The organism is Mycobacterium sp. TH-M103 (assembly GCF_057473785.1).
Genome location: NZ_JBYCLG010000207.1, coordinates 1 through 18,559 on the forward strand (window position 1 = coordinate 1; position 18,559 = coordinate 18,559).

Genomic DNA, 18,559 nt, shown 5'->3' on the forward strand with positions numbered 1-18,559 from the left:
AGCGAAGGTGGAGCTACTCATGGCCAACCCGTTCGTCAAAGCGTGGAAGTACCTGATGGCGCTGTTCAACGCGAAGATCGACGAGCACGCCGACCCCAAAGTGCAGATCCAGCAGGCCATCGAGGAAGCGCAGCGCACCCATCAGGCGCTGACCCAGCAGGCGGCGCAGGTGATCGGCAACCAGCGCCAACTCGAGATGCGGCTCAACCGGCAGCTGGCCGACATCGAGAAGCTGCAGGTCAACGTCCGTCAGGCGCTGACGCTGGCCGACCAGGCCACTGCCGCCGGTGACGCCAACAAGGCCACCGAATACAGCAACGCCGCCGAGGCCTTCGCGGCCCAGCTGGTGACCGCCGAGCAGGGCGTCGAGGACCTCAAGACGCTGCACGACCAGGCACTGAGCGCGGCCGGCCAGGCCAAGAAGGCCGTCGAACAGAACGCGATGGTGCTGCAGCAGAAGATCGCCGAGCGCACCAAGCTGCTCAGCCAGCTCGAACAGGCCAAGATGCAGGAGCAGGTGAGCGCCTCGCTGCGGTCGATGAGCGAGATCGCCGCGCCGGGCAACGTACCCAGCCTCGACGAGGTCCGCGACAAGATCGAACGCCGCTACGCCAACGCGATCGGTGCCGCCGAGCTGGCCCAGGGTTCCGTGCAGGGCCGCATGCTCGAGGTCGAGCAGGCCGGCGTGCAGATGGCCGGCCATTCCCGCCTCGAGCAGATCCGCGCCTCGATGCGCGGCGAAGCGCTGCCGACGGGCGGCACCGCCGCCCCTCCCGCTGCCGCGCCCGCCGAGACCACCGGACAGGCGGTGCCCGAACAGCCGTACGGCCAGTAGCCGCGGGCTCTTCGGGGTTTTCGGAATGGCGGTGAACTCGAGTCAGCGCGGGCTGTGGCGCACGCTGCTGCAGCGAGGTCTGGGCACCGCCGCGGAGCTCTCCGAGCTGCTCGCCCGGCGGCTCAGCGCGGCCGCGGATCCGCGCGCCCGGCTGATCCGCCGCCGTCGCCGCGCGCTGCGGTGGGGATTGATCTTCAGCGCCGGGTGCCTGTTCTGGGCGGTGGTGACGGCACTGCTGGCGGCCTGGGGCTGGTTCGTACTGCTGCTGCAGATCACCGGTGCCATCGCGGTCGTGCAGGCGATTCCGGCGACGTTGCTGCTGTTGCGCTACCGCTGGCTCAAGGCGGAGCCGCTGCCGTCGGGACCACCCGCCGGCGCCCGCCGGCTGCCGCCGCCCGGTTCGGCGGCGCGGCCCGCGATGTACGCGCTGGGCGCCTCCGAACGGGGGTTTCACTCGCTCGTGGGCGTGATGGAGCGGGGAGCCATGCTGCCGGCCGCCGAACTGGGCGACCTGACCGCGGCGGCGGCCAGGACCTCGGCGGCCATGGCGGCCACCGCCGCCGAGGTGGTGTCGATGGAGCGGGCCGCGCGGTATTCGGAGTCGTCGCGGGCGCATCTGGTGCCCACCATCAACGCGTTCACCGCGCAGCTGAGTTCCGGTGTGCGTCAGTACAACGAAATGGTCACCGCCGCAGCCCAAGTGGTGTCTTCGGCCAGCGGCGGATCGGCGGCGTCGCAGCGCTACCGCGACGAGCTGACGCAGGCCACCGATCGCCTGGTCGGGTGGGCGCAGGCGTTCGACGAACTCGGCGGGCTGCCGCGCGCTGACTAGTCCCCGGACCTGGGTCCGTAGCGTTCGACGTACGACCGGTGGATGTGGGCATCGCGCCGGCGGGCTTGTTCGTCGACGAGATCGGGGTCCAGGCCGTGCACTTGCAGCATGTGCCGACGCCACACCTTGTTGAGCGCATGCGAGAAGTACACGAACGGGATGAGGATCGGCAGGGTCATGCTCAGGTGGACGTCCAGCGTCGTCGGGATCAGCCAGAACGGGGCCAAGACCAGCACGGCCGGGACCGCGACCCGCAGCATCATCCGCCTGGTGGCGCCCTTGCCGGCCAGGTCGCGGCGCACCCAGTCGCGCATCGAGTCGGGCAGCCGGCGCCCGTAGCAGTAGCGCAGGTACTGCAAGGCGTTCGGTCGGGTGCGGGTGCCGTTGTCGCTCATCAGCCTCGGCCTTCGGCTAGAACGTTGCTTTGAGCGAGGGCAGCGCCAGCGCCGCCACCCCGCGGGCGGTGGCCTTCATCATGTCGAAGAAGTCGAAGTAGTCCCGCCACAACGTGATTCTCCCTTCGTGCACCTCGAACACGCCGCACACCCAGAACTGCAGCCGCAGCGGGCCGAAGATCAGCGCGTCGGTGCGTTCGGTGAGCACCGCCGCTCCGTCGGCGGCGATGCGGTGGATCTTCACCTCGAAGGCGGCGCGCCCGTCCATGCGACGGAAGAGCTTCATCGCCCTGGCGCGGCCGTGGATCGTGGGCAACCCGACGTTCTCGTAGACGAGGTCGTCGGCGAGGGCGGCGTCCGCCGTCTCGTAGTCCGCGTCCTGCAAGGCGTTCAGGAAACGCTCGACCGTGCGAGTGTTCGCCACGCCGGCTTCGGTCAGCTCGGTCATGCTTGCCAGCGTAGGTCAGGATGGCGCCCGCGCGCTGTGGCAGGGTGAAGCGGATGCGCGTCGCCGTGGTAGCTGGGCCTGATCCCGGGCACTCGTTCCCCGCGATTGCACTGTGCCGGCGCTTCGCCGAGGCCGGTGACGCGCCCACGCTGTTCACCGGTGCCGAGTGGCTCGACACCGCCCGCGCCGCGGGTCTGGACGCCGCCGTGCTGGACGGCCTGGCCGCCACCGACGACGACCTGGACGCCGGGGCCAGGATCCACCTGCGCGCGGCCCGCATGGCCGTCCTCAACGCGCCGGCGCTGCGCGACCTGGCGCCCGACCTGGTGGTGTCCGACGTCATCACCGCGGGCGGCGGCATGGCCGCCGAGCTGCTGGGGATTCCCTGGGTCGAGCTCGACCCGCATCCGCTCTACCTGCCGTCGAAAGGGCTGCCGCCGATCGGCAGCGGGCTGGCCCCGGGCACGGGTGTCCGCGGCCGGCTGTGGGATGCCACGATGCGGGCCCTGACCGCGCGGTCGTGGCGTGCCGGGCTGCGGCAGCGGGCCACCGCCCGCGCCGGGATCGGCTTGCCGGCCCGCGACCCCGGGCCGCTGCGTCGGCTGATCGCCACCCTGCCCGCGCTGGAGGTGCCCCGCCCGGACTGGCCGGCTGACGCCGTCGTCGTCGGACCGCTGCACTTCGAACCCACCGAACGGGTGCTGGAGATCCCCGACGGCCCCGGGCCGGTCGTGGTGGTCGCGCCGTCGACCGCCCTGACCGGGGCCGAGGGCCTGGCCGAGGTCGCGCTGGCGTGCCTGACGCCGGGCGAGACGCTCCCGGCGGGATCGCGGGTGGTGGTCTCGCGGCTGGGCGGCGCCGAGCTGACGGCGCCGCCGTGGGCGGTCGTGGGGCTGGGCCGCCAGGACGAGTTGCTGAGGCGCGCGGACCTGGTGATCTGCGGGGGCGGTCACGGGATGGTGGCCAAGGCGCTGCTGGCCGGGGTGCCGCTGGTCGTGGTCCCGGGCGGCGGGGATCAGTGGGAGATCGCCAACCGGGTGGTCCGCCAGGGCAGCGGGCGGCTGGTCCGGCCGTTGACGGCCGACGCGCTGGTGGCCGCCGTCACCGAGGTGCTGTCGTCGCCGGGTTGTCGCCGGGCCGCGCAGGCGGCCGCGGCCGGCGCCGCCGGCCTGGCCGATCCGGTGCGGGTCTGCCACGACGCGCTCGCGTTGGGGGCGGCCTGACCGTCTGGGTATGTTGGCGGGCGTGCGGCTAACGGAGTTCCACGAGCGGGTCGTGTTGCGGTTCGGCGCCGCGTACGGCCCGTCGGTGCTGGCGGACCACGCGCTGACCGGCCTGGAGGGCCGGACCGCCGCCCAGGCGATCGAGGAGGGCGTCGAGCCCCGCGACGTGTGGCGGGCATTGTGCGTCGACTTCGACGTGCCCCGCGACCAGTGGTGAGGCGGGTTCGGCGCGCTAAAGGGCACTAGAGCACACAGTCGCCGCACGTGGAACCGGCGGGGGTGCGGTAGAAGAGGCAGCAGCTGCGGCGCCGGAACGACAGGTCACAGCCGCTCATCGTGTCGGCCAGCACGCCGGTGCTCAGCAGCGCGCCGGTGACCCTGACGACGGGCTCCCGCAGGTCAGGGCGGGCGGCGAGCAGCGCATGCGACGCCCCGACGAGGGCCGACGCGATGTTGCCGGCCAGCAGCGCAGGCGCCGGCTTCACCCGCAGCCCCGCCGCGAGCGGTTCCATGTGGTCCCGCACGACGACGCGGTACAACGTCTGCGGCGAAGGCGAGTCGCGGTCGACGAGTTCCCCGACGGCTTCGGGCAGGCGCAGCCGGGCCCCGTCGTCGGCGCGCTGCAGGCCGCTCAGATCCGGGACGACGCCGTGGGCCAGCGCGCAGGCGAGGACCGGGGACCACAGCCGGGCGGCGTGCCCGAGCTGGACCAGGGAGGCGCCGACCCGCAGCTCCGTGGTGCGGTACCGCGCGAGAGTGGCGTCGATCAGATCGGCGCACCCGTCGGCGTAGGACCGGCCGACCGGATGCCATCCCGCGGCGTCGCCGCCGACGGTCAGTGCAAAGAAGCCCCCGTAGGAGGAGATGTCGGACAGCTCCGCGGAGATGTTCATGGCTTCCCTGGCGTGTCCGCTTGAATCGAACAGGTGTTCGGCTACTGTGGGGAGCGTTCGAAGACGACAACTTGTCGGTGGCCTTCTCTAGTGTCACGGCCAACCGACCGACACCGGTCCCGAACACATCGACTATAGGAGAGGCACCATGGCGCAAGCCCCCGACCGCGAGAAGGCACTCGAGCTGGCGATGGCCCAGATCGAGAAGAGCTACGGCAAAGGCTCGGTGATGCGTCTCGGCGACGAGATGCGCCAGCCGATCTCGGTCATCCCGACCGGATCCATCGCACTGGACGTGGCCCTGGGCATCGGCGGTTTGCCCCGCGGGCGGGTCGTGGAGATCTACGGCCCGGAGTCCTCCGGTAAGACCACCGTGGCGCTGCACGCGGTGGCCAACGCCCAGGCCGCCGGCGGCGTCGCGGCGTTCATCGACGCCGAGCACGCCCTGGACCCCGAGTACGCCAAAAGCCTCGGCGTGGACACCGACTCCCTGCTGGTCAGCCAGCCCGACACGGGTGAGCAGGCCCTGGAGATCGCCGACATGCTGATCCGCTCCGGCGCCCTGGACATCCTGGTCATCGACTCGGTGGCGGCCCTGGTGCCGCGCGCGGAGCTCGAGGGGGAGATGGGCGACAGCCACGTCGGGCTGCAGGCCCGGCTGATGAGCCAGGCGCTGCGGAAGATGACCGGCGCGCTCAACAACTCGGGAACCACGGCGATCTTCATCAACCAGCTCCGCGAGAAGATCGGCGTGATGTTCGGCTGTATGAACTATTCGACCCGAGTGGCTCTCGCTGACGGCTGCACCGAAAAGATCGGCAAGATCGTCAACAACAAGATGGACGTCGAGGTGCTGTCCTACGACCCTGAGACGGACCGGATTGTGCCGCGCAAGGTAGTGAACTGGTTCAATAACGGGCCTGCCGAGCAGTTTCTTCAGTTCACCGTCGAAAAGTCCAGCGGTAACGGCAAGTCGCAATTCGCGGCGACGCCCAACCACCTCATTCGCACACCGGGCGGCTGGAAAGAAGCCGGCGATCTCTTTGCCGGTGACCGGGTGTTGGCCGCCGAGCCGCATCTGCTCAGTGAGCAACAGTTCCAGGTGATACTGGGGTCGCTGATGGGTGACGGGAACCTCTCGTCCAATCGGCACGATCGCAATGGAGTCCGTTTCCGGCTGGGATACGGCGCCAAGCAGTCGGAGTATCTGCGGTGGAAGACCGCGTTGATGGGAAACATTCGGCATACGATGCGGGAGAACGCCAAGGGCGCGAGCTTTGTCGACTTCACACCACTGCCGGAGCTTGCCGAACTACGGCGCGCGGTTTATCTCGGAGACGGTAAGAAGTTCTTCTCCGAGGAATATCTCAAGGCACTCACGCCACTGGCTCTGGCAATTTGGTACATGGATGACGGCTCATTCACCCTACGTTCCAGGGGATTGCAGGAACGTACCGTTGGTGGTAGCGGGCGCATCGAGATCTGCGTCGAGGCCATGAGCGAAGGCACACGTATACGGTTGCGCGACTACCTGCATGACACATACGGATTGGATGTGCGGTTGCGGCACGCCGGCTCAGCCGGCAAGGCGGTGCTGGTGTTCTCCACCGCGGCCACGGCGAAGTTTCAGGAACTGGTCGCGCCCTACATGGCGCCATCCATGGATTACAAACTGTTGCCGCGGTTCCGTGGCCAAGGGGCGGTAACGCCACAGTTCATCGAACCCGCGCAACAGCTGGTACCCGCCCGTGTTCTCGATGTGCATGTCAAACCCCACACTCGGTCAATGAATCGGTTCGATATCGAAGTCGAAGGCAACCACAACTATTTCGTCGATGGAGTGATGGTGCATAATTCGCCCGAGACGACCACGGGTGGAAAGGCTTTGAAGTTCTACGCGTCGGTGCGCATGGACGTGCGCCGGATCGAGACCCTCAAGGACGGCACCAACGCCGTCGGCAACCGCACCCGGGTCAAGGTCGTCAAGAACAAGGTGTCGCCGCCCTTCAAGCAGGCCGAGTTCGACATCCTCTACGGCAAAGGCATCAGCAGGGAGGGTTCGCTGATCGACATGGGGGTGGATCAGGGCTTCATCCGCAAATCCGGTTCCTGGTTCACCTACGAGGGCGAGCAGCTCGGGCAGGGCAAGGAGAACGCCCGCACCTTCCTGATGGAGAACGCCGACGTGGCCAACGAGATCGAGAAGAAGATCAAGGAAAAGCTTGGCATCGGCGCGGTCGTGACCGCTGATGACGTCCTGCCCGCCCCCGTCGACTTCTGAGCCCTCCCGCGAGGAGCAAGCGCGGGCGTTGTGCCTGCGCCTGCTCACCGGGAGAGCGCGCACCCGCGCCGAGTTGGCCGGTGCGCTGGCCAAACGCGGATACCCCGACGACATCAGCGTGCGGGTGCTCGACAGGCTGGCCGCCGCCGGGCTGGTGGACGACACCGACTTCGCGCAGCAGTGGGTACGGTCCCGGCGGGCCAACGCCGGCAAGAGCAGGCGCGCCCTGGCCGCCGAGTTGCACACCAAAGGTGTCGACGACGACGTGATCACCGCGGCGCTGGGTGGCATCGACGCCGGCGCCGAACGCGAGCTGGCCGCCAAGCTGGTCCGGTCGAAGCTGCGGCGCGAGGCGCTTGGCGGGGGCGGTAAGGACGAGATGCGGGTGAGCCGCAGGTTGGTCGGGATGCTGGCGCGCCGCGGCTACAGCCAGAACCTGGCGTGCGAGGTCGTCCTCACCGAGCTGGCCGCCGAGCGGGAGCGCCGCCGGGTGTGACGTGTGCGGCCGGCGGCCGCGTCACGCCGAAGCCGTACCATGGCCCCGTGACTTCGATGGTGACGCGCGGGTCCTGCGACACCCCCGCAGACCGGGCCGGGCTCGGCCCCGCGCTGGTGCGCACCTACCAAGTCCGCACCTACGGCTGCCAGATGAACGTCCACGATTCCGAGCGGTTGGCCGGTTTGCTGGAGGCGGCCGGTTACCGGCGCGCGGCCGAGGACGGCGACGCCGATGTCGTGGTTTTCAACACCTGCGCCGTGCGCGAGAACGCCGACAACAAGCTGTACGGCAACCTCAGCCACCTCGCGCCGCGCAAACGCGACAATCCCGAGATGCAGATCGCGGTCGGCGGTTGCCTGGCGCAGAAGGACCGCGACGCGCTGCTGCGCAAGGCACCCTGGGTCGACGTCGTCTTCGGCACCCACAACATCGGGTCGCTGCCCGCGCTGCTCGACCGGGCCCGACACAACAAGGTCGCCCAGGTGGAGATCGCCGAAGCGCTGCAACAGTTTCCGTCCTCGCTGCCCACCGCCCGCGACTCCGCCTATTCCGCCTGGGTGTCGATTGCCGTCGGCTGCAACAACACCTGCACCTTCTGCATCGTGCCGGCGCTGCGCGGCAAGGAGGTGGACCGCAACCCGGACGACATCCTGGCCGAGGTCGGCTCCCTGGTGGCCGATGGCGTGCTCGAGGTCACCCTGCTGGGCCAGAACGTCAACGCCTACGGGGTGTCGTTCGCCGATCCGGCGCAGCCCCGCGATCGGGGCGCCTTCGCCAAGCTGCTGCGCGCCTGTGGCCGCATCGACGGCCTGGAACGGGTCCGGTTCACCTCGCCGCACCCGGCCGAGTTCACCGACGACGTCATCGAGGCCATGGCCGACACACCGAACGTCTGCCCCGCCCTGCACATGCCGCTGCAGTCGGGGTCCGACCGCGTCCTGCGCGCGATGCGGCGTTCCTACCGTGCCGAGCGCTACCTGGGCATCATCGACCGCGTGCGGGCGGCCATGCCGCACGCCGCCATCACCACCGATCTGATCGTCGGCTTCCCCGGTGAGACCGAAGAGGACTTCGCGGCCACGCTCGACGTGGTGCGCCGGGCGCGGTGCGCCGCGGCGTTCACCTTCCAGTACTCCAAACGGCCGGGCACCGTCGCCGCCGAACTCGAGGGGCAGATACCCAAAGCCGTGGTGCAGGAACGCTACGAACGGCTCGTCGAGCTGCAGGAGCAGATCTCGCTGGACGGCAACCGGGCCCTGGTCGGGCAGACCGTCGAATTGCTCGTGGCCGCCGGTGAGGGCCGCAAAGACACCCATACCGCGCGGATGACCGGGCGCGCCCGCGACGGCCGGCTGGTCCACTTCGCCGCGGGGCAGTGCGTCGACGCGGTGCGGCCCGGCGACGTCGTCACCGCGGTGGTCACCGCGGCCGCACCGCACCACCTGATCGCCGACGCGGGAATCCTGACCCACCGGCGCACCCGGGCAGGCGATGCGCACGCCGCCGGGCAGCGCCCGCGCGGCACCGGTCTCGGCATGCCCACCGTCCGGCCGCCCGTCGGCCCGGCCGAACCCCCCGGATGTGAGCGATGACGAAGAAACAACACACGCAGTTGGACGCCCTGCGCACCGAGATCGAGGCGGCGGAGCGCCGGGTGGCGCGTCAGATCGAGCCGGGCCCACGCGGTTTCGTGATCTCGATCCTGGTGTTCGTGCTGCTGGCCACGTTCATCCTCCCGCACACCGGTGACGTGCGCGGCTGGGACGTGCTGTTCAGCAGCCACGGCGCCGGCGCGGCCGCGGTCGCCCTGCCCTCCCGGGTGTTCGCCTGGCTGGCGCTGGCGTTCGGGGTCGGTTTCTCGATGCTGGCGCTGATGACGCGGCGTTGGGCGCTGGCCTGGATCGCCTTGGTGGGTTCGGCGCTCGCCTGCCCGACCGGGCTGCTGGCGGTCTGGTCGCGCCAGACCGTGACCGCCGGGCACCCGGGCCCGGGGTGGGGCCTGATCGTGGCCTGGATCACCGTGATCGTGCTGACCTACCAGTGGGCCCGCGTGGTGTGGTCGCGCACGATCGTGCAGCTCGCGGCCGAGGAGGAGCGGCGACGGACCGCGGCCCGGCAGCAGTCGATGACGCTGTTGGACAGCCTCGGCAAGCCGGGCGGTCCCCAGGAGTCGGACGGGTCCGGTGACCCGGACGCCGCCCGGGGTGTCCCCAAGCCGGCGGATCCGCAGCAGGACGACCGCTAGGGTCAGCGCCGCAGCGCCTGAGTGGCCGCCTGCGCCCACTGGCGCCACTGTTCGGCGTTGGCCTGCGCCTCCTCGGCGTCTTTGGTGCGGCCGGCGGCCGCCGCCTTCTGGGCCTGCTGCTGGTACTGCTCGGCTCGAACGCGGAACTGCTCGGCCCGGGCCTGCGCCTGGGGATCCGACCTGTCGGCTTCGCCGGCGTCGCGCACCTTTTTCTCGACCGCGCGCAGCCGCCGCTCCAGCTCGGCGGACCGTTCCCGCGGGACCCGGCCGATGACATCCCACCGGTCCACGATCGACCGCAACGCCGCCCTGGCTGCGTCATGGTTGCCGGTGTCGAGCTTCTCGGCCTCGGCCAGCAGCGCCTCCTTGGCGGTGGCGTTGGCGCGCAACTCGGCGTCTTTTTCGGCCGTCGCGGCGTTACGTGCCGAGAAGAAGGTGTCTTGGGCGGCCTTGAAGCGTCGCCACAGCGCGTCGTCGACGTCGCGGGACGCCCGTCCCGCCGCCTTCCACTCGGTGAGCAGCTTGCGGAACTCCACGCTGGTGGCGGTCCAGTCCGTCGAATCGGACAGCTCCTCGGCCTGTTCGCAGAGCCGCTCCTTGACCTGCCGGATCGCCGAGCGCTCCCGGTCCAGTTCGGCGAAATGCGATCCCCGCCGCCGATTGAAGGTTTCCCGGGCCGCGGAATAGCGCTTCCACAGCGCGTCGTCGACCTTGCGGTCCAGGCCGCTGATGGTCTTCCACTCGTCGAGAATTGTCCGCATCCGGTCGCCGGCGGCCTTCCACTGGGTGGAGTTGGTGGCCAGGTCCTCGGCCTCGGCGGCCAGCGCCTCCTTGCGCGCGGTCTGCACGGCCCGCTGTTCGTCGCGGCGCGCGCGCTCCGCGGCGATGCCGGCGTCGGCCTGGTTGACCAGCCTGTCCAGGCGGGCGACGAGGGCGTCGACGTCGCCCAGCACCGATGCCGTCGGCAACGTCTCGGCCAACTCGGCAGCGTGCGCCTTGATCTTGCGGGCGTCCCCTGTTCCCGACGCCAGCCGCTCCTCCATGAGCGTGACCTCGGTGCTCAGGTCGTCGAACCGCCGGCCGAAGTGGGCGAACGCGGCTTCGGGGTCACCGGCCTGCCAGGAGCCGACGACCCGCTCACCGGCGGCGCTGACCAGCCAGACCGTGCCGTCGTCGTCCACGCGCCCGAACTGGTGCGGGTTGCTGCGCGGGGGCGCCGGCACCGGGTGGGCGGCGGGCCGCGGTGTGGGCCGGGGTCTGGGGCGTGGACCTGGGCGTGGCACCGGCTGCGCGGCCGACGGGTCGACCGGCCCGGAAGCCGGCCCGGTGTCCGGCGCCGGCGCCGGTTCGGTCGAATCGTTGCTGCGGGGCTCGTCAGCCGTCATACGTTCGCCACCACCCTCATGCAACCCTTCCGCGTGGGATCTGTCCCGCGCATCTGCCGCGCGTAGCGGCGCCGTCCGGCCGGAAAGCCGGTGCCGCCGCCGGCGGGCGGCCCATCACCAGCTGCTCCTCAACCGTTCCCACAGTATTCAAACAGCTTGCCGGGCCGCATGCCGCCACCTTCCCGTCACCGCCCGGACACCGAGATTGTGCAACAGTAAAGAGATACGAAGGTATCTGCTCATGTCCCCTCACGACACGACGGAGAAATCGTTCATGGCGAAGGTGGATCTCGCCGCCCTGCTTGCGCTGAGTGCGGCGCTGTGCGTGGCGATCGGCGATGTACTGCAACAACGGGCGACGCACCGGCTCATCGACCGATCGGTCGGTCACCTGGAATTGTTCGCGGCGCTGCTGCGCAACCAGCGGTGGCGCTGGGGTGCGCTGCTGCTCGTGGTGAGCATCGCGTTGCAGGCTGCGGCGCTGGACGAGGGTTCGGTGCTGCTGGTGCAGGCGCTGCTGGTGCTGTCGCTGTTGTTCGCGCTGCCGGTGAGTGCGCGGCTGGCCGACCGCAGCGTGACCGGACGGGAGTGGCTCTGGGCCGCGTTGCTGACCGCCGCGGTGGTGGTGATCGTCACCGTCGGCAACCCGCGGGCCGGCCACTCGAACGGATCGTGGCGGACCTGGGCCGCGGTGGCGGCGGTGCTGGGGCCGCTGCTGGCCGGGTGCCTCGTGGTCGCCCGGATCCGCGGCGGCGCGGTGGCCGCGGTGCTCTACGCCCTCGTGTCGGGTTCGCTGTGGGGGATCTTCGCGGTGCTCACCAAGGGCGTCGTCCACCGGATCGACGAAGGCGGGTGGGCGCTGGTGCGGACACCCGGGGTCTACGCCTGGGTGTTGCTCGCGCTGGGCGGGTTCGCGTGGGAGCAGTCCGCGTTCCGGGCCGGCGCCCTCACCGCGTCGATGCCCACCCTGGAGGTGTCGCAGCCGGTGGTGGCGGCATCGCTGGGTGTCGTCGTCCTCGGCGAGACGCTGAACACCGGCCCGGCCGGGATGGTCGCCCTGGTGGTGGCCGCGCTGGTGATGACTGCCGCCACCTTCGAGCTGGCGCGCATCGATGCGGTTGCCACGCACAAGAAGGTCGAGCGCAAGCTTCGCGGCCGGGCGCGCCAGCCCGCGTAGCCGCCGGGCGGCCCCGCGCGCAGGTAACCTCGTGCCGGGTCGTGCGCGGCACGGGGGCCGCGCGTCGGTGAGGAGGTCGCCATCGAAAAGGTGGACATCGCGGCGTTGCTGGCGCTGATCGCCGCGCTGATATCCGGTGTCGGTGACGTGGTCAGGCAGCGCTCCGCGCAGGAGATCACCGACCAGCAGGTCGGCCACGTGGAGTTGCTGCGCATGTCGTTGCGCGACGCCAAGTGGTGGCTGGGGGGAACGGCGGCCGTGGCGAGCTTCGCCCTGCAGGCGGTGGCCCTGGGCCTGGGCTCGGTGGTGTTGGTGCAGGCCTTGCAGGTGACGGCGCTGCTGTTCGCGCTGCCGGTCTATGCGTGGCTGACCAAACAGGGGCTGACCCGCGGGGAATGGGTGTGGGCGTTCCTGCTGGCCGGCGCGGTGGCGGTGTTCGTCTCGGTCGGCGAACCCGCCGCCGGCTATCAGCGCGGGTCGCTGCATTCGTGGGCTGTGGTGGCGCTGGTGCTCGGCCCGGCGATGGTGTTGTGCGTGCTGGGCGCGCGGGTGTTCAGCGGGCCGGTGGCCGCGGTGCTGCTCGCGCTGGTCTCGGCGTCCTCATGGGCGCTGTTCTCGGTGCTCACCAAGGCGATCGTCGACACGCTGCACAGCGGCCCGGGGACCGTGCTGCGCACCCCGGAGCTCTACGGGTGGGTGCTGGTCGCGGCGCTGGGCACGGTGTTCCAGCAGTCGTCGTTTCGGGCCAGTTCGCTCACCGCGTCGTTGCCGACGATGACGGTGGCCGAACCGCTGGTGGCGTCGGTGCTGGGCATCACCGTGCTGGGCGAGACCCTCACGGCCGACGGGCCGGAGATGATCGCCCTGGTGGCCGCGGCGGTGGTCGTGGTGATCGCAACGGCGGCCCTGGCCCGCGGTGAGGCCGTCTCCATGAACGCCGAAGTCGCCGAGAGTGGCCCGGCACCGGCGGCCGGCGGCTCGGCCGCCGTGGTCCCCTCGGGCGCCGAGGCATAGCGGGCGGCGGGCGCCCAGAACTCACGGCCGGGGTACAGCTGCGGCACAGCTTGGTGCTGTAGGTGTGGAGCATTACCCCGGCCGGCGGTCACCTCCGCGCAACGTCACACAGTCAACGTCACACAGTCGTAGGTGAACCGATGCCGAACAGTTGGTGTATTTGCCGTCGGCCGGGGAACACTGGTGGGAACGGGTTGAGGTGAGGGGTCGTCTATGTCGAAAGTCGATGTCGCGGCGTTGCTGGCGTTGTGCGCGGCGATGGCGTCCGCCGTCGGCGACGTGATCAGGCAACGCTCCGCGCAGGAGATCACCGACAAGCAGGTCGGTCACCTGGAGCTGTTCCGCATGTCGTTGAAGGACACCCGGTGGTGGCTGGGCGGTCTTGCGGCGATCCTCAACTACAGCCTGCAGGCCGGTGCCCTGGCGTGGGGCTCCGTGGTGCTGGTGACGGCGTTGCAGGTCACGGCGTTGCTCTTCGCACTGCCGATCTACGCCCGTCTGACCGACCGCCGGGTGACCCGCTGGGAGTGGCTGTGGGCGGCGATCCTGGCCGGCGCCCTGGCGGTGGTCATCATCGTCGGCGACCCCGCGGCGGGCCGGCAGCGCGCCTCGACCGCGACGTGGATCATCGTCGGTGTCGTGATGCTCCCCCTGCTCGTGGGGTGCGTGCTGGCCGCGCGGGCCCGGTCCGGTGGCCCGTTCGCGGCCGTGTTGCTCGCCCTGGTGGCGGGTTCGTCGCTGGCGCTGTTCGCGGTGCTGACCAAGGGGATCGTGGAGATCAGCGAGCACAGCCTGGTCGGCGTGTTGACCGCCCCGGAGTTCGTGCCGTGGATTCTGGCCGCCCTGGCCGGGATGATCTTCCAGCAGTCGGCGTTCCGGGCCGGCGCGCTGACCGCGTCGATGCCGGCGATGACCGTGGCCAAGCCCGTGGTGGCCGCGACGCTCGGGGTGTTCGTGCTGGGCGAGACGCTGAACACTGACGGCCCGAAGGCGATGGTGCTGATCGCGGCGGTGTCGGTGGTGATCATCGCGACGGTGGCGCTGGCGCGGGGCGAGGCCGCCACCATGGTCGCCCAGACCGGCCGGGACAGGGTCGGCGAAATCCCGCGGCCTCGGCTGGGCGCGGGCGAGAGTGCCGACCCTTCCGGGCACCCGATTGCCGTGGCGGACGGCCAGGCCTGACGCTCGCCCGCCGCCGGACCGGCGAAGGATCACCGGAGGCTCGCGAGGCCGCGGGCGCGCAGACGTGCGGCCCGAGGTGGCCGAGAGGTTAGTTTGGTGGCGTGTTGAGCGCGATCGCCATCGTTCCGTCCGCCCCGGTGCTCGTTCCCGAACTGGCCGGAGGGGCCGCCGCCGAGCTGTGCGACCTGGCCGCGGGCGTGTTGGCCGCGGCCGCGTTGTTGCCGCCCCGCTGGGTCGTCATCGGCACGGGTGGCCGCGATGACGTGCTGGGTCCCGAGGGTGTCGGCACGTTCGCGGGGTTCGGGGCCGACGTGCGCGTCCGGCTGTGCCCCGGCGACGACGGCGGCGCGCCCGCCGATTTTCCGCTGTGCGCGCTCATGGCCGGCTGGGTGCGGGGCCGCGCGCGGCCCGACGCCCGCGCGCGAGTGCACGTCTACCGCGGCGACCACGGGTCGGACACCGCGGCGGCCCTGGGCCGGCAACTGCGCGCCGAGATCGACGGGACGCCCGATCCGGTCGGTGTGCTGGTGGTGGCCGACGGCGCGAACACCCTGACCCCGGCGGCCCCCGGCGGCCACCACCCGGGCGACGCCGCCGCCCAACTGGCCCTCGACGACGCGCTGGCCACCGGCGACGTCACCGCCCTGACCCGGCTGCCGCCGCCGATCCTGGGGCGGGTCGCGTTCGGGGTGCTGGCCGGTCTGGCCGGGCCGGGGCCGCGCGCGGCCAAGGAGCTCTACCGGGGCGCGCCGTTCGGGGTGGGGTACTTCGTCGGCGCCTGGCAGCCGTGAATCCGGTGCTGCGACCGCTGGCGATCATCGGTCCGACCGGCACGGGAAAATCGCAGCTGGCGCTCGATGTCGCCGAGCGGCTCGCCGACACGGCCGGCGCCGAGGTCGTCAACGCCGATGCCATGCAGCTCTACCGCGGCATGGACATCGGCACCGCGAAGGTGCCCGTCGAGCAGCGTCGCGGCATTCCCCATCACCAGCTCGACGTCCTCGACGTCACGCAGACCGCGACCGTCGCCCGCTACCAACGAGCCGCCGCCGCCGACGTCGAGGCGATCGCGGCCCGCGGTGCGATACCGCTCATCGTGGGCGGGTCGATGCTCTACGTCCAGTCGCTGCTGGACGACTGGTCGTTTCCGGCCACCGATCCGGAGGTGCGGGCGCGTTGGGAACGACGCCTCGCCGAGGTCGGGCCGGGTGGGCTGCACGCCGAGCTGGCCCGCCGGGACCCGGCCGCGGCCGCGGCGATCCTGCCCACCGACGGCAGACGCACGGTGCGGGCGCTGGAGGTCGTCGAACTCACCGGTAAGCCGTTCGCCGCGTCGGCGCCGCGCGTCGGCACTCCGCGCTGGGGCGCAGTCATCATCGGATTGGACTGTGACACGGCGATTCTCGACGAAAGGTTGGCGCGCCGCACCGACGCGATGTTCGACCGGGGCCTGGTCGAGGAGGTGCGCACCCTGCTGCGCGCCGGCCTGCGCGACGGGGTGACCGCGTCACGCGCGTTGGGCTACGCCCAGGTGCTCGCGGCACTCGGCGCCGGTGGGGGAGCAGCGGAGCTGCGGGATGCCCGGGAGCAGACGTTCATGGGGACCCGGCGCTACGTGCGACGGCAGCGGTCGTGGTTCCGCCGGGACCACCGGGTGCGGTGGCTCGATGCCACCGCGGGTGCCGGCCTCGTCGACGCCGCGTTGCGGGCGTGGCGGCAAGTACCCTGAACAGGTGATCTCAGGGCGGCGCAGATGATCTTCGCCAAGGGCCACGGCACCGAGAACGACTTCGTGCTGCTGCCCGACGTGGATGCTGCGCTGACGCTGACCCCTACCGGGGTGGCCGCGTTGTGCGACCGGCGCCGCGGGGTGGGCGCCGACGGGGTGCTGCGGATCACCACCGCCGGCGCCGCGCTGGCGGCCGGTGTTCTGGGGCGGCTACCCGACGGTGTCGCCGCCGACGACTGGTACATGGACTACCGCAACGCCGATGGGTCGATCGCCGAGATGTGCGGCAACGGGGTGCGGGTGTTCGCCCACTACCTGCGGGCCGGCGGCTTGGAATCCCGCGACGAGTTCGTTGTCGGGTCGCTGGCCGGCGCCCGCCTGGTCACGTTGCACCATGCGGATGCGGCCCGGGCCGACGTCAGCGTCGACATGGGCAAAGTCAATCGGATCGGCACCGGGGAGGCCGTCGTCGGCGGTCGGCGGTTCGCCGGGTTGGCGGTCGACGTCGGCAACCCGCATCTGGCCTGCGTGGATCGGCGGCTGAGCGCCGACGGACTGGCGGCCCTCGACGTGGCCGCGCCGGTCGGCTTCGACCACGCCCAGTTCCCGCAGGGCGTCAACGTCGAGGTGCTCACCGCCCCGGTGGGTGGGCTGGTGTGGATGCGGGTACATGAGCGTGGTGTGGGGGAAACCCGGTCGTGCGGCACCGGGACGGTCGCCGCCGCGGTTGCCGCGCTGGCCGATGCCGGCGCCGACACCGGGACCCTCACCGTGCGGGTACCGGGCGGTGACGTCACCGTCACGGTCACCGACGCCACCAGCCACCTGCGCGGGCCGTCGGTCTTGGTCGCCCGCGGCGAAGTCGGCGGGGAATGGTGGAGCGCGCAGCAGTGTTAAATCGGATGCATCACGCCGATGCGGCGTGCGCTATTGCAGATTGCCTATGACACAACCCGAATTTCCTCATCAGGACCCCAGCGTCGGCGAACTCGCCCTCGAAGACCGGTCGGCGCTGCGCCGGGTCGCCGGGCTGTCGACCGAGCTGGCCGACGTCTCCGAGGTCGAATATCGCCGGCTGCGACTGGAACGGGTGGTGCTGGTCGGCGTGTGGACCGAAGGCAGCGCCGCCGAAAACCAGGCGAGCATGGCCGAACTGGCGGCGCTGGCCGAAACCGCCGGCTCCCAGGTGCTCGAAGGGCTCATCCAGCGCCGCGACAAGCCCGACCCGGCGACCTACATCGGCTCCGGCAAGGCGGCCGAGTTGCGCGCGGTGGTCCTGGCGACCGGCGCCGACACCGTCATCTGTGACGGGGAGTTGTCCCCGGCGCAGCTGACCGCGCTGGAAAAGGCCGTGAAAGTCAAGGTCATCGACCGCACCGCGCTGATCCTCGACATCTTCGCCCAGCACGCCACCAGCCGGGAGGGCAAGGCGCAGGTGTCGCTGGCCCAGATGGAGTACATGCTGCCGCGGCTGCGCGGCTGGGGTGAGTCGATGTCGCGGCAGGCCGGTGGCCGCGCCGGCGGCAGCGGGGGCGGTGTGGGTCTGCGCGGTCCCGGTGAGACCAAGATCGAGACCGACCGCCGCCGCATCCGCGAACGCATGGCCCGGCTGCGCCGCGAGATCAAGGACATGAAGCAGGTCCGCGACACCCAGCGCAGCCGGCGCCTGCACAGCGACATGCCCTCGATCGCCATCGTCGGGTACACCAACGCGGGCAAGTCCAGCCTGCTCAACGCGCTCACCGGGGCGGGCGTGCTGGTGCAGGACGCCCTGTTCGCCACCCTGGAACCCACCACCCGGCGCGCGGAACTGCCCGACGGCCGGCCGTTCGTGCTCACCGACACCGTGGGCTTCGTCCGGCACCTGCCGACCCAGCTGATCGAGGCGTTCCGCTCCACGCTGGAGGAGGTCGTCGACGCCGACCTGCTGGTGCACGTCGTCGACGGCTCCGACGCCACCGCGCTGGCCCAGATCGACGCGGTCCGCCAGGTGATCTCCGAAGTGATCGCCGACCACGACGGAAATCCGCCGCCGGAGTTGCTGGTGGTCAACAAGATCGACGCCGCCAGCGACCTGGCCCTGGCCAAACTCCGGCACGCCCTGCCCGGCGCGGTGTTCGTGTCCGCGCGCACCGGTGACGGCATCGACGCGCTGCGGCGGCGGATGGCCGAGCTTGTCGCGCCCACCGACACCGCCGTGGACGTGGTGATTCCCTACCACCGCGGTGACCTGGTGTCGCGACTGTATTCCGACGGCCGGGTTCAGCACGAGGAGCACAACGGCGACGGCACCCGGATCAAGGCGAGGGTTCCGGTGGCGCTGGCCGCCAGCCTGCGGGAATTCGCCGCCCGGTAAACAGCCACCGCCCGCCGACCAACCGGGTGGTTGGTATATGTTGGGCGGCAGAGTTCCCGTCCGCC

At 71.0% G+C, this 18,559-nt stretch carries 19 protein-coding genes; 15 read left to right on the forward strand and 4 right to left on the reverse strand.

What is annotated here, in order from left to right; genetic code table 11:
• Positions 1-19: 19 nt before the first annotated feature.
• Together pspA and pspM are read left to right on the forward strand one after the other, a co-directional pair.
• Complete coding sequence (gene pspA, locus AC2VOR_RS11355; protein WP_369741665.1) at positions 20-835, forward strand: phage shock protein PspA; 816 nt, start codon at positions 20-22, stop codon at positions 833-835.
• Positions 836-860: 25 nt separating this feature from the next.
• On the forward strand, positions 861-1,667 hold the full coding sequence (pspM, locus tag AC2VOR_RS11360; protein ID WP_369739419.1) for a phage shock envelope stress response protein PspM: 807 nt from the start codon (positions 861-863) through the stop codon (positions 1,665-1,667).
• Here the strand turns inward: pspM and AC2VOR_RS11365 are convergent.
• Together AC2VOR_RS11365 and AC2VOR_RS11370 are read right to left on the reverse strand one after the other, a co-directional pair.
• A complete protein-coding gene (locus AC2VOR_RS11365; protein WP_369739418.1) occupies positions 1,664-2,062 on the reverse strand; it encodes a DUF5313 domain-containing protein in 399 nt (132 codons plus the stop codon). The genes pspM and AC2VOR_RS11365 overlap by 4 nt on opposite strands.
• 16 nt (positions 2,063-2,078) lie before the next feature.
• Positions 2,079-2,510 carry a limonene-1,2-epoxide hydrolase gene (locus tag AC2VOR_RS11370; protein ID WP_369739417.1) on the reverse strand — a complete coding sequence of 144 codons (432 nt, stop codon included), beginning with the start codon at positions 2,508-2,510 and terminating at the stop codon, positions 2,079-2,081.
• 53 nt (positions 2,511-2,563) lie between these two features.
• On the opposite strand from AC2VOR_RS11370, the gene AC2VOR_RS11375 reads away from it, so the two are divergent.
• Together AC2VOR_RS11375 and AC2VOR_RS11380 are read left to right on the forward strand one after the other, a co-directional pair.
• Positions 2,564-3,733, forward strand: a complete 1,170-nt coding sequence (locus tag AC2VOR_RS11375; protein ID WP_369739416.1) for a glycosyltransferase — start codon at positions 2,564-2,566, stop codon at positions 3,731-3,733.
• 22 nt (positions 3,734-3,755) lie between these two features.
• Positions 3,756-3,950: a DUF3046 domain-containing protein gene (locus AC2VOR_RS11380; RefSeq protein WP_407686815.1), complete on the forward strand. Its 195-nt coding sequence runs from the start codon at positions 3,756-3,758 to the stop codon at positions 3,948-3,950.
• A gap of 25 nt (positions 3,951-3,975) precedes the next feature.
• Here AC2VOR_RS11380 and AC2VOR_RS11385 read toward each other — a convergent pair whose 3' ends face one another.
• Positions 3,976-4,626, reverse strand: coding sequence for a (2Fe-2S)-binding protein (locus AC2VOR_RS11385; protein WP_369739414.1), 651 nt, complete (start codon positions 4,624-4,626; stop codon positions 3,976-3,978).
• A gap of 148 nt (positions 4,627-4,774) precedes the next feature.
• Here AC2VOR_RS11385 and recA point away from each other — a divergent pair, with 148 nt between their 5' ends.
• Genes recA through AC2VOR_RS11405 form a run of 4 tightly spaced genes read left to right on the forward strand, consistent with a single transcriptional unit; the run spans position 4,775 to position 9,651 of the window.
• Complete coding sequence (gene recA / locus AC2VOR_RS11390; protein ID WP_486963811.1) at positions 4,775-6,907, forward strand: intein-containing recombinase RecA; 2,133 nt, start codon at positions 4,775-4,777, stop codon at positions 6,905-6,907.
• On the forward strand, positions 6,873-7,403 hold the full coding sequence (recX, locus tag AC2VOR_RS11395; RefSeq protein WP_369741664.1) for a recombination regulator RecX: 531 nt from the start codon (positions 6,873-6,875) through the stop codon (positions 7,401-7,403). Before recA ends, recX begins: the two co-directional genes overlap by 35 nt.
• A gap of 56 nt (positions 7,404-7,459) precedes the next feature.
• Positions 7,460-8,998, forward strand: a complete 1,539-nt coding sequence (miaB, locus tag AC2VOR_RS11400; protein ID WP_369741663.1) for a tRNA (N6-isopentenyl adenosine(37)-C2)-methylthiotransferase MiaB — start codon at positions 7,460-7,462, stop codon at positions 8,996-8,998.
• A complete protein-coding gene (locus tag AC2VOR_RS11405) occupies positions 8,995-9,651 on the forward strand; it encodes an Rv2732c family membrane protein (protein ID WP_369739412.1) in 657 nt (218 codons plus the stop codon). The genes miaB and AC2VOR_RS11405 overlap by 4 nt, the downstream gene beginning before the upstream one ends.
• Before the next feature lie 2 nt (positions 9,652-9,653).
• On the opposite strand, the gene AC2VOR_RS11410 is transcribed toward AC2VOR_RS11405, so the two are convergent.
• A complete protein-coding gene (locus AC2VOR_RS11410) occupies positions 9,654-11,036 on the reverse strand; it encodes a DUF349 domain-containing protein (protein WP_486963812.1) in 1,383 nt (460 codons plus the stop codon).
• A 274-nt stretch (positions 11,037-11,310) separates the two neighbouring features.
• On the opposite strand from AC2VOR_RS11410, the gene AC2VOR_RS11415 reads away from it, so the two are divergent.
• The 7 genes from AC2VOR_RS11415 (at position 11,311) to hflX (ending at position 18,494) form a co-directional block, all read left to right on the forward strand.
• Positions 11,311-12,213, forward strand: a complete 903-nt coding sequence (locus AC2VOR_RS11415; protein WP_486963824.1) for a DMT family transporter — start codon at positions 11,311-11,313, stop codon at positions 12,211-12,213.
• A gap of 81 nt (positions 12,214-12,294) precedes the next feature.
• Positions 12,295-13,227, forward strand: a complete 933-nt coding sequence (locus AC2VOR_RS11420; protein WP_369741662.1) for a DMT family transporter — start codon at positions 12,295-12,297, stop codon at positions 13,225-13,227.
• Between the two features lie 213 nt (positions 13,228-13,440).
• On the forward strand, positions 13,441-14,409 hold the full coding sequence (locus tag AC2VOR_RS11425) for a DMT family transporter (RefSeq protein ID WP_369739411.1): 969 nt from the start codon (positions 13,441-13,443) through the stop codon (positions 14,407-14,409).
• 101 nt (positions 14,410-14,510) lie between these two features.
• A complete protein-coding gene (locus tag AC2VOR_RS11430) occupies positions 14,511-15,200 on the forward strand; it encodes a class III extradiol ring-cleavage dioxygenase family protein (protein ID WP_369739410.1) in 690 nt (229 codons plus the stop codon).
• An 8-nt stretch (positions 15,201-15,208) separates the two neighbouring features.
• Entirely contained in the window at positions 15,209-16,138 is a 930-nt protein-coding gene (gene miaA / locus AC2VOR_RS11435; protein WP_486963825.1) for a tRNA (adenosine(37)-N6)-dimethylallyltransferase MiaA, read from the forward strand.
• Between the two features lie 24 nt (positions 16,139-16,162).
• Positions 16,163-17,035, forward strand: coding sequence for a diaminopimelate epimerase (gene dapF / locus AC2VOR_RS11440; protein WP_486963813.1), 873 nt, complete (start codon positions 16,163-16,165; stop codon positions 17,033-17,035).
• 46 nt (positions 17,036-17,081) lie between these two features.
• The gene (gene hflX / locus AC2VOR_RS11445) at positions 17,082-18,494 is read left to right on the forward strand and encodes a GTPase HflX (protein ID WP_486963814.1); all 1,413 of its coding nucleotides are present in this window, start codon (positions 17,082-17,084) and stop codon (positions 18,492-18,494) included.
• Positions 18,495-18,559 lie beyond the last annotated feature (65 nt).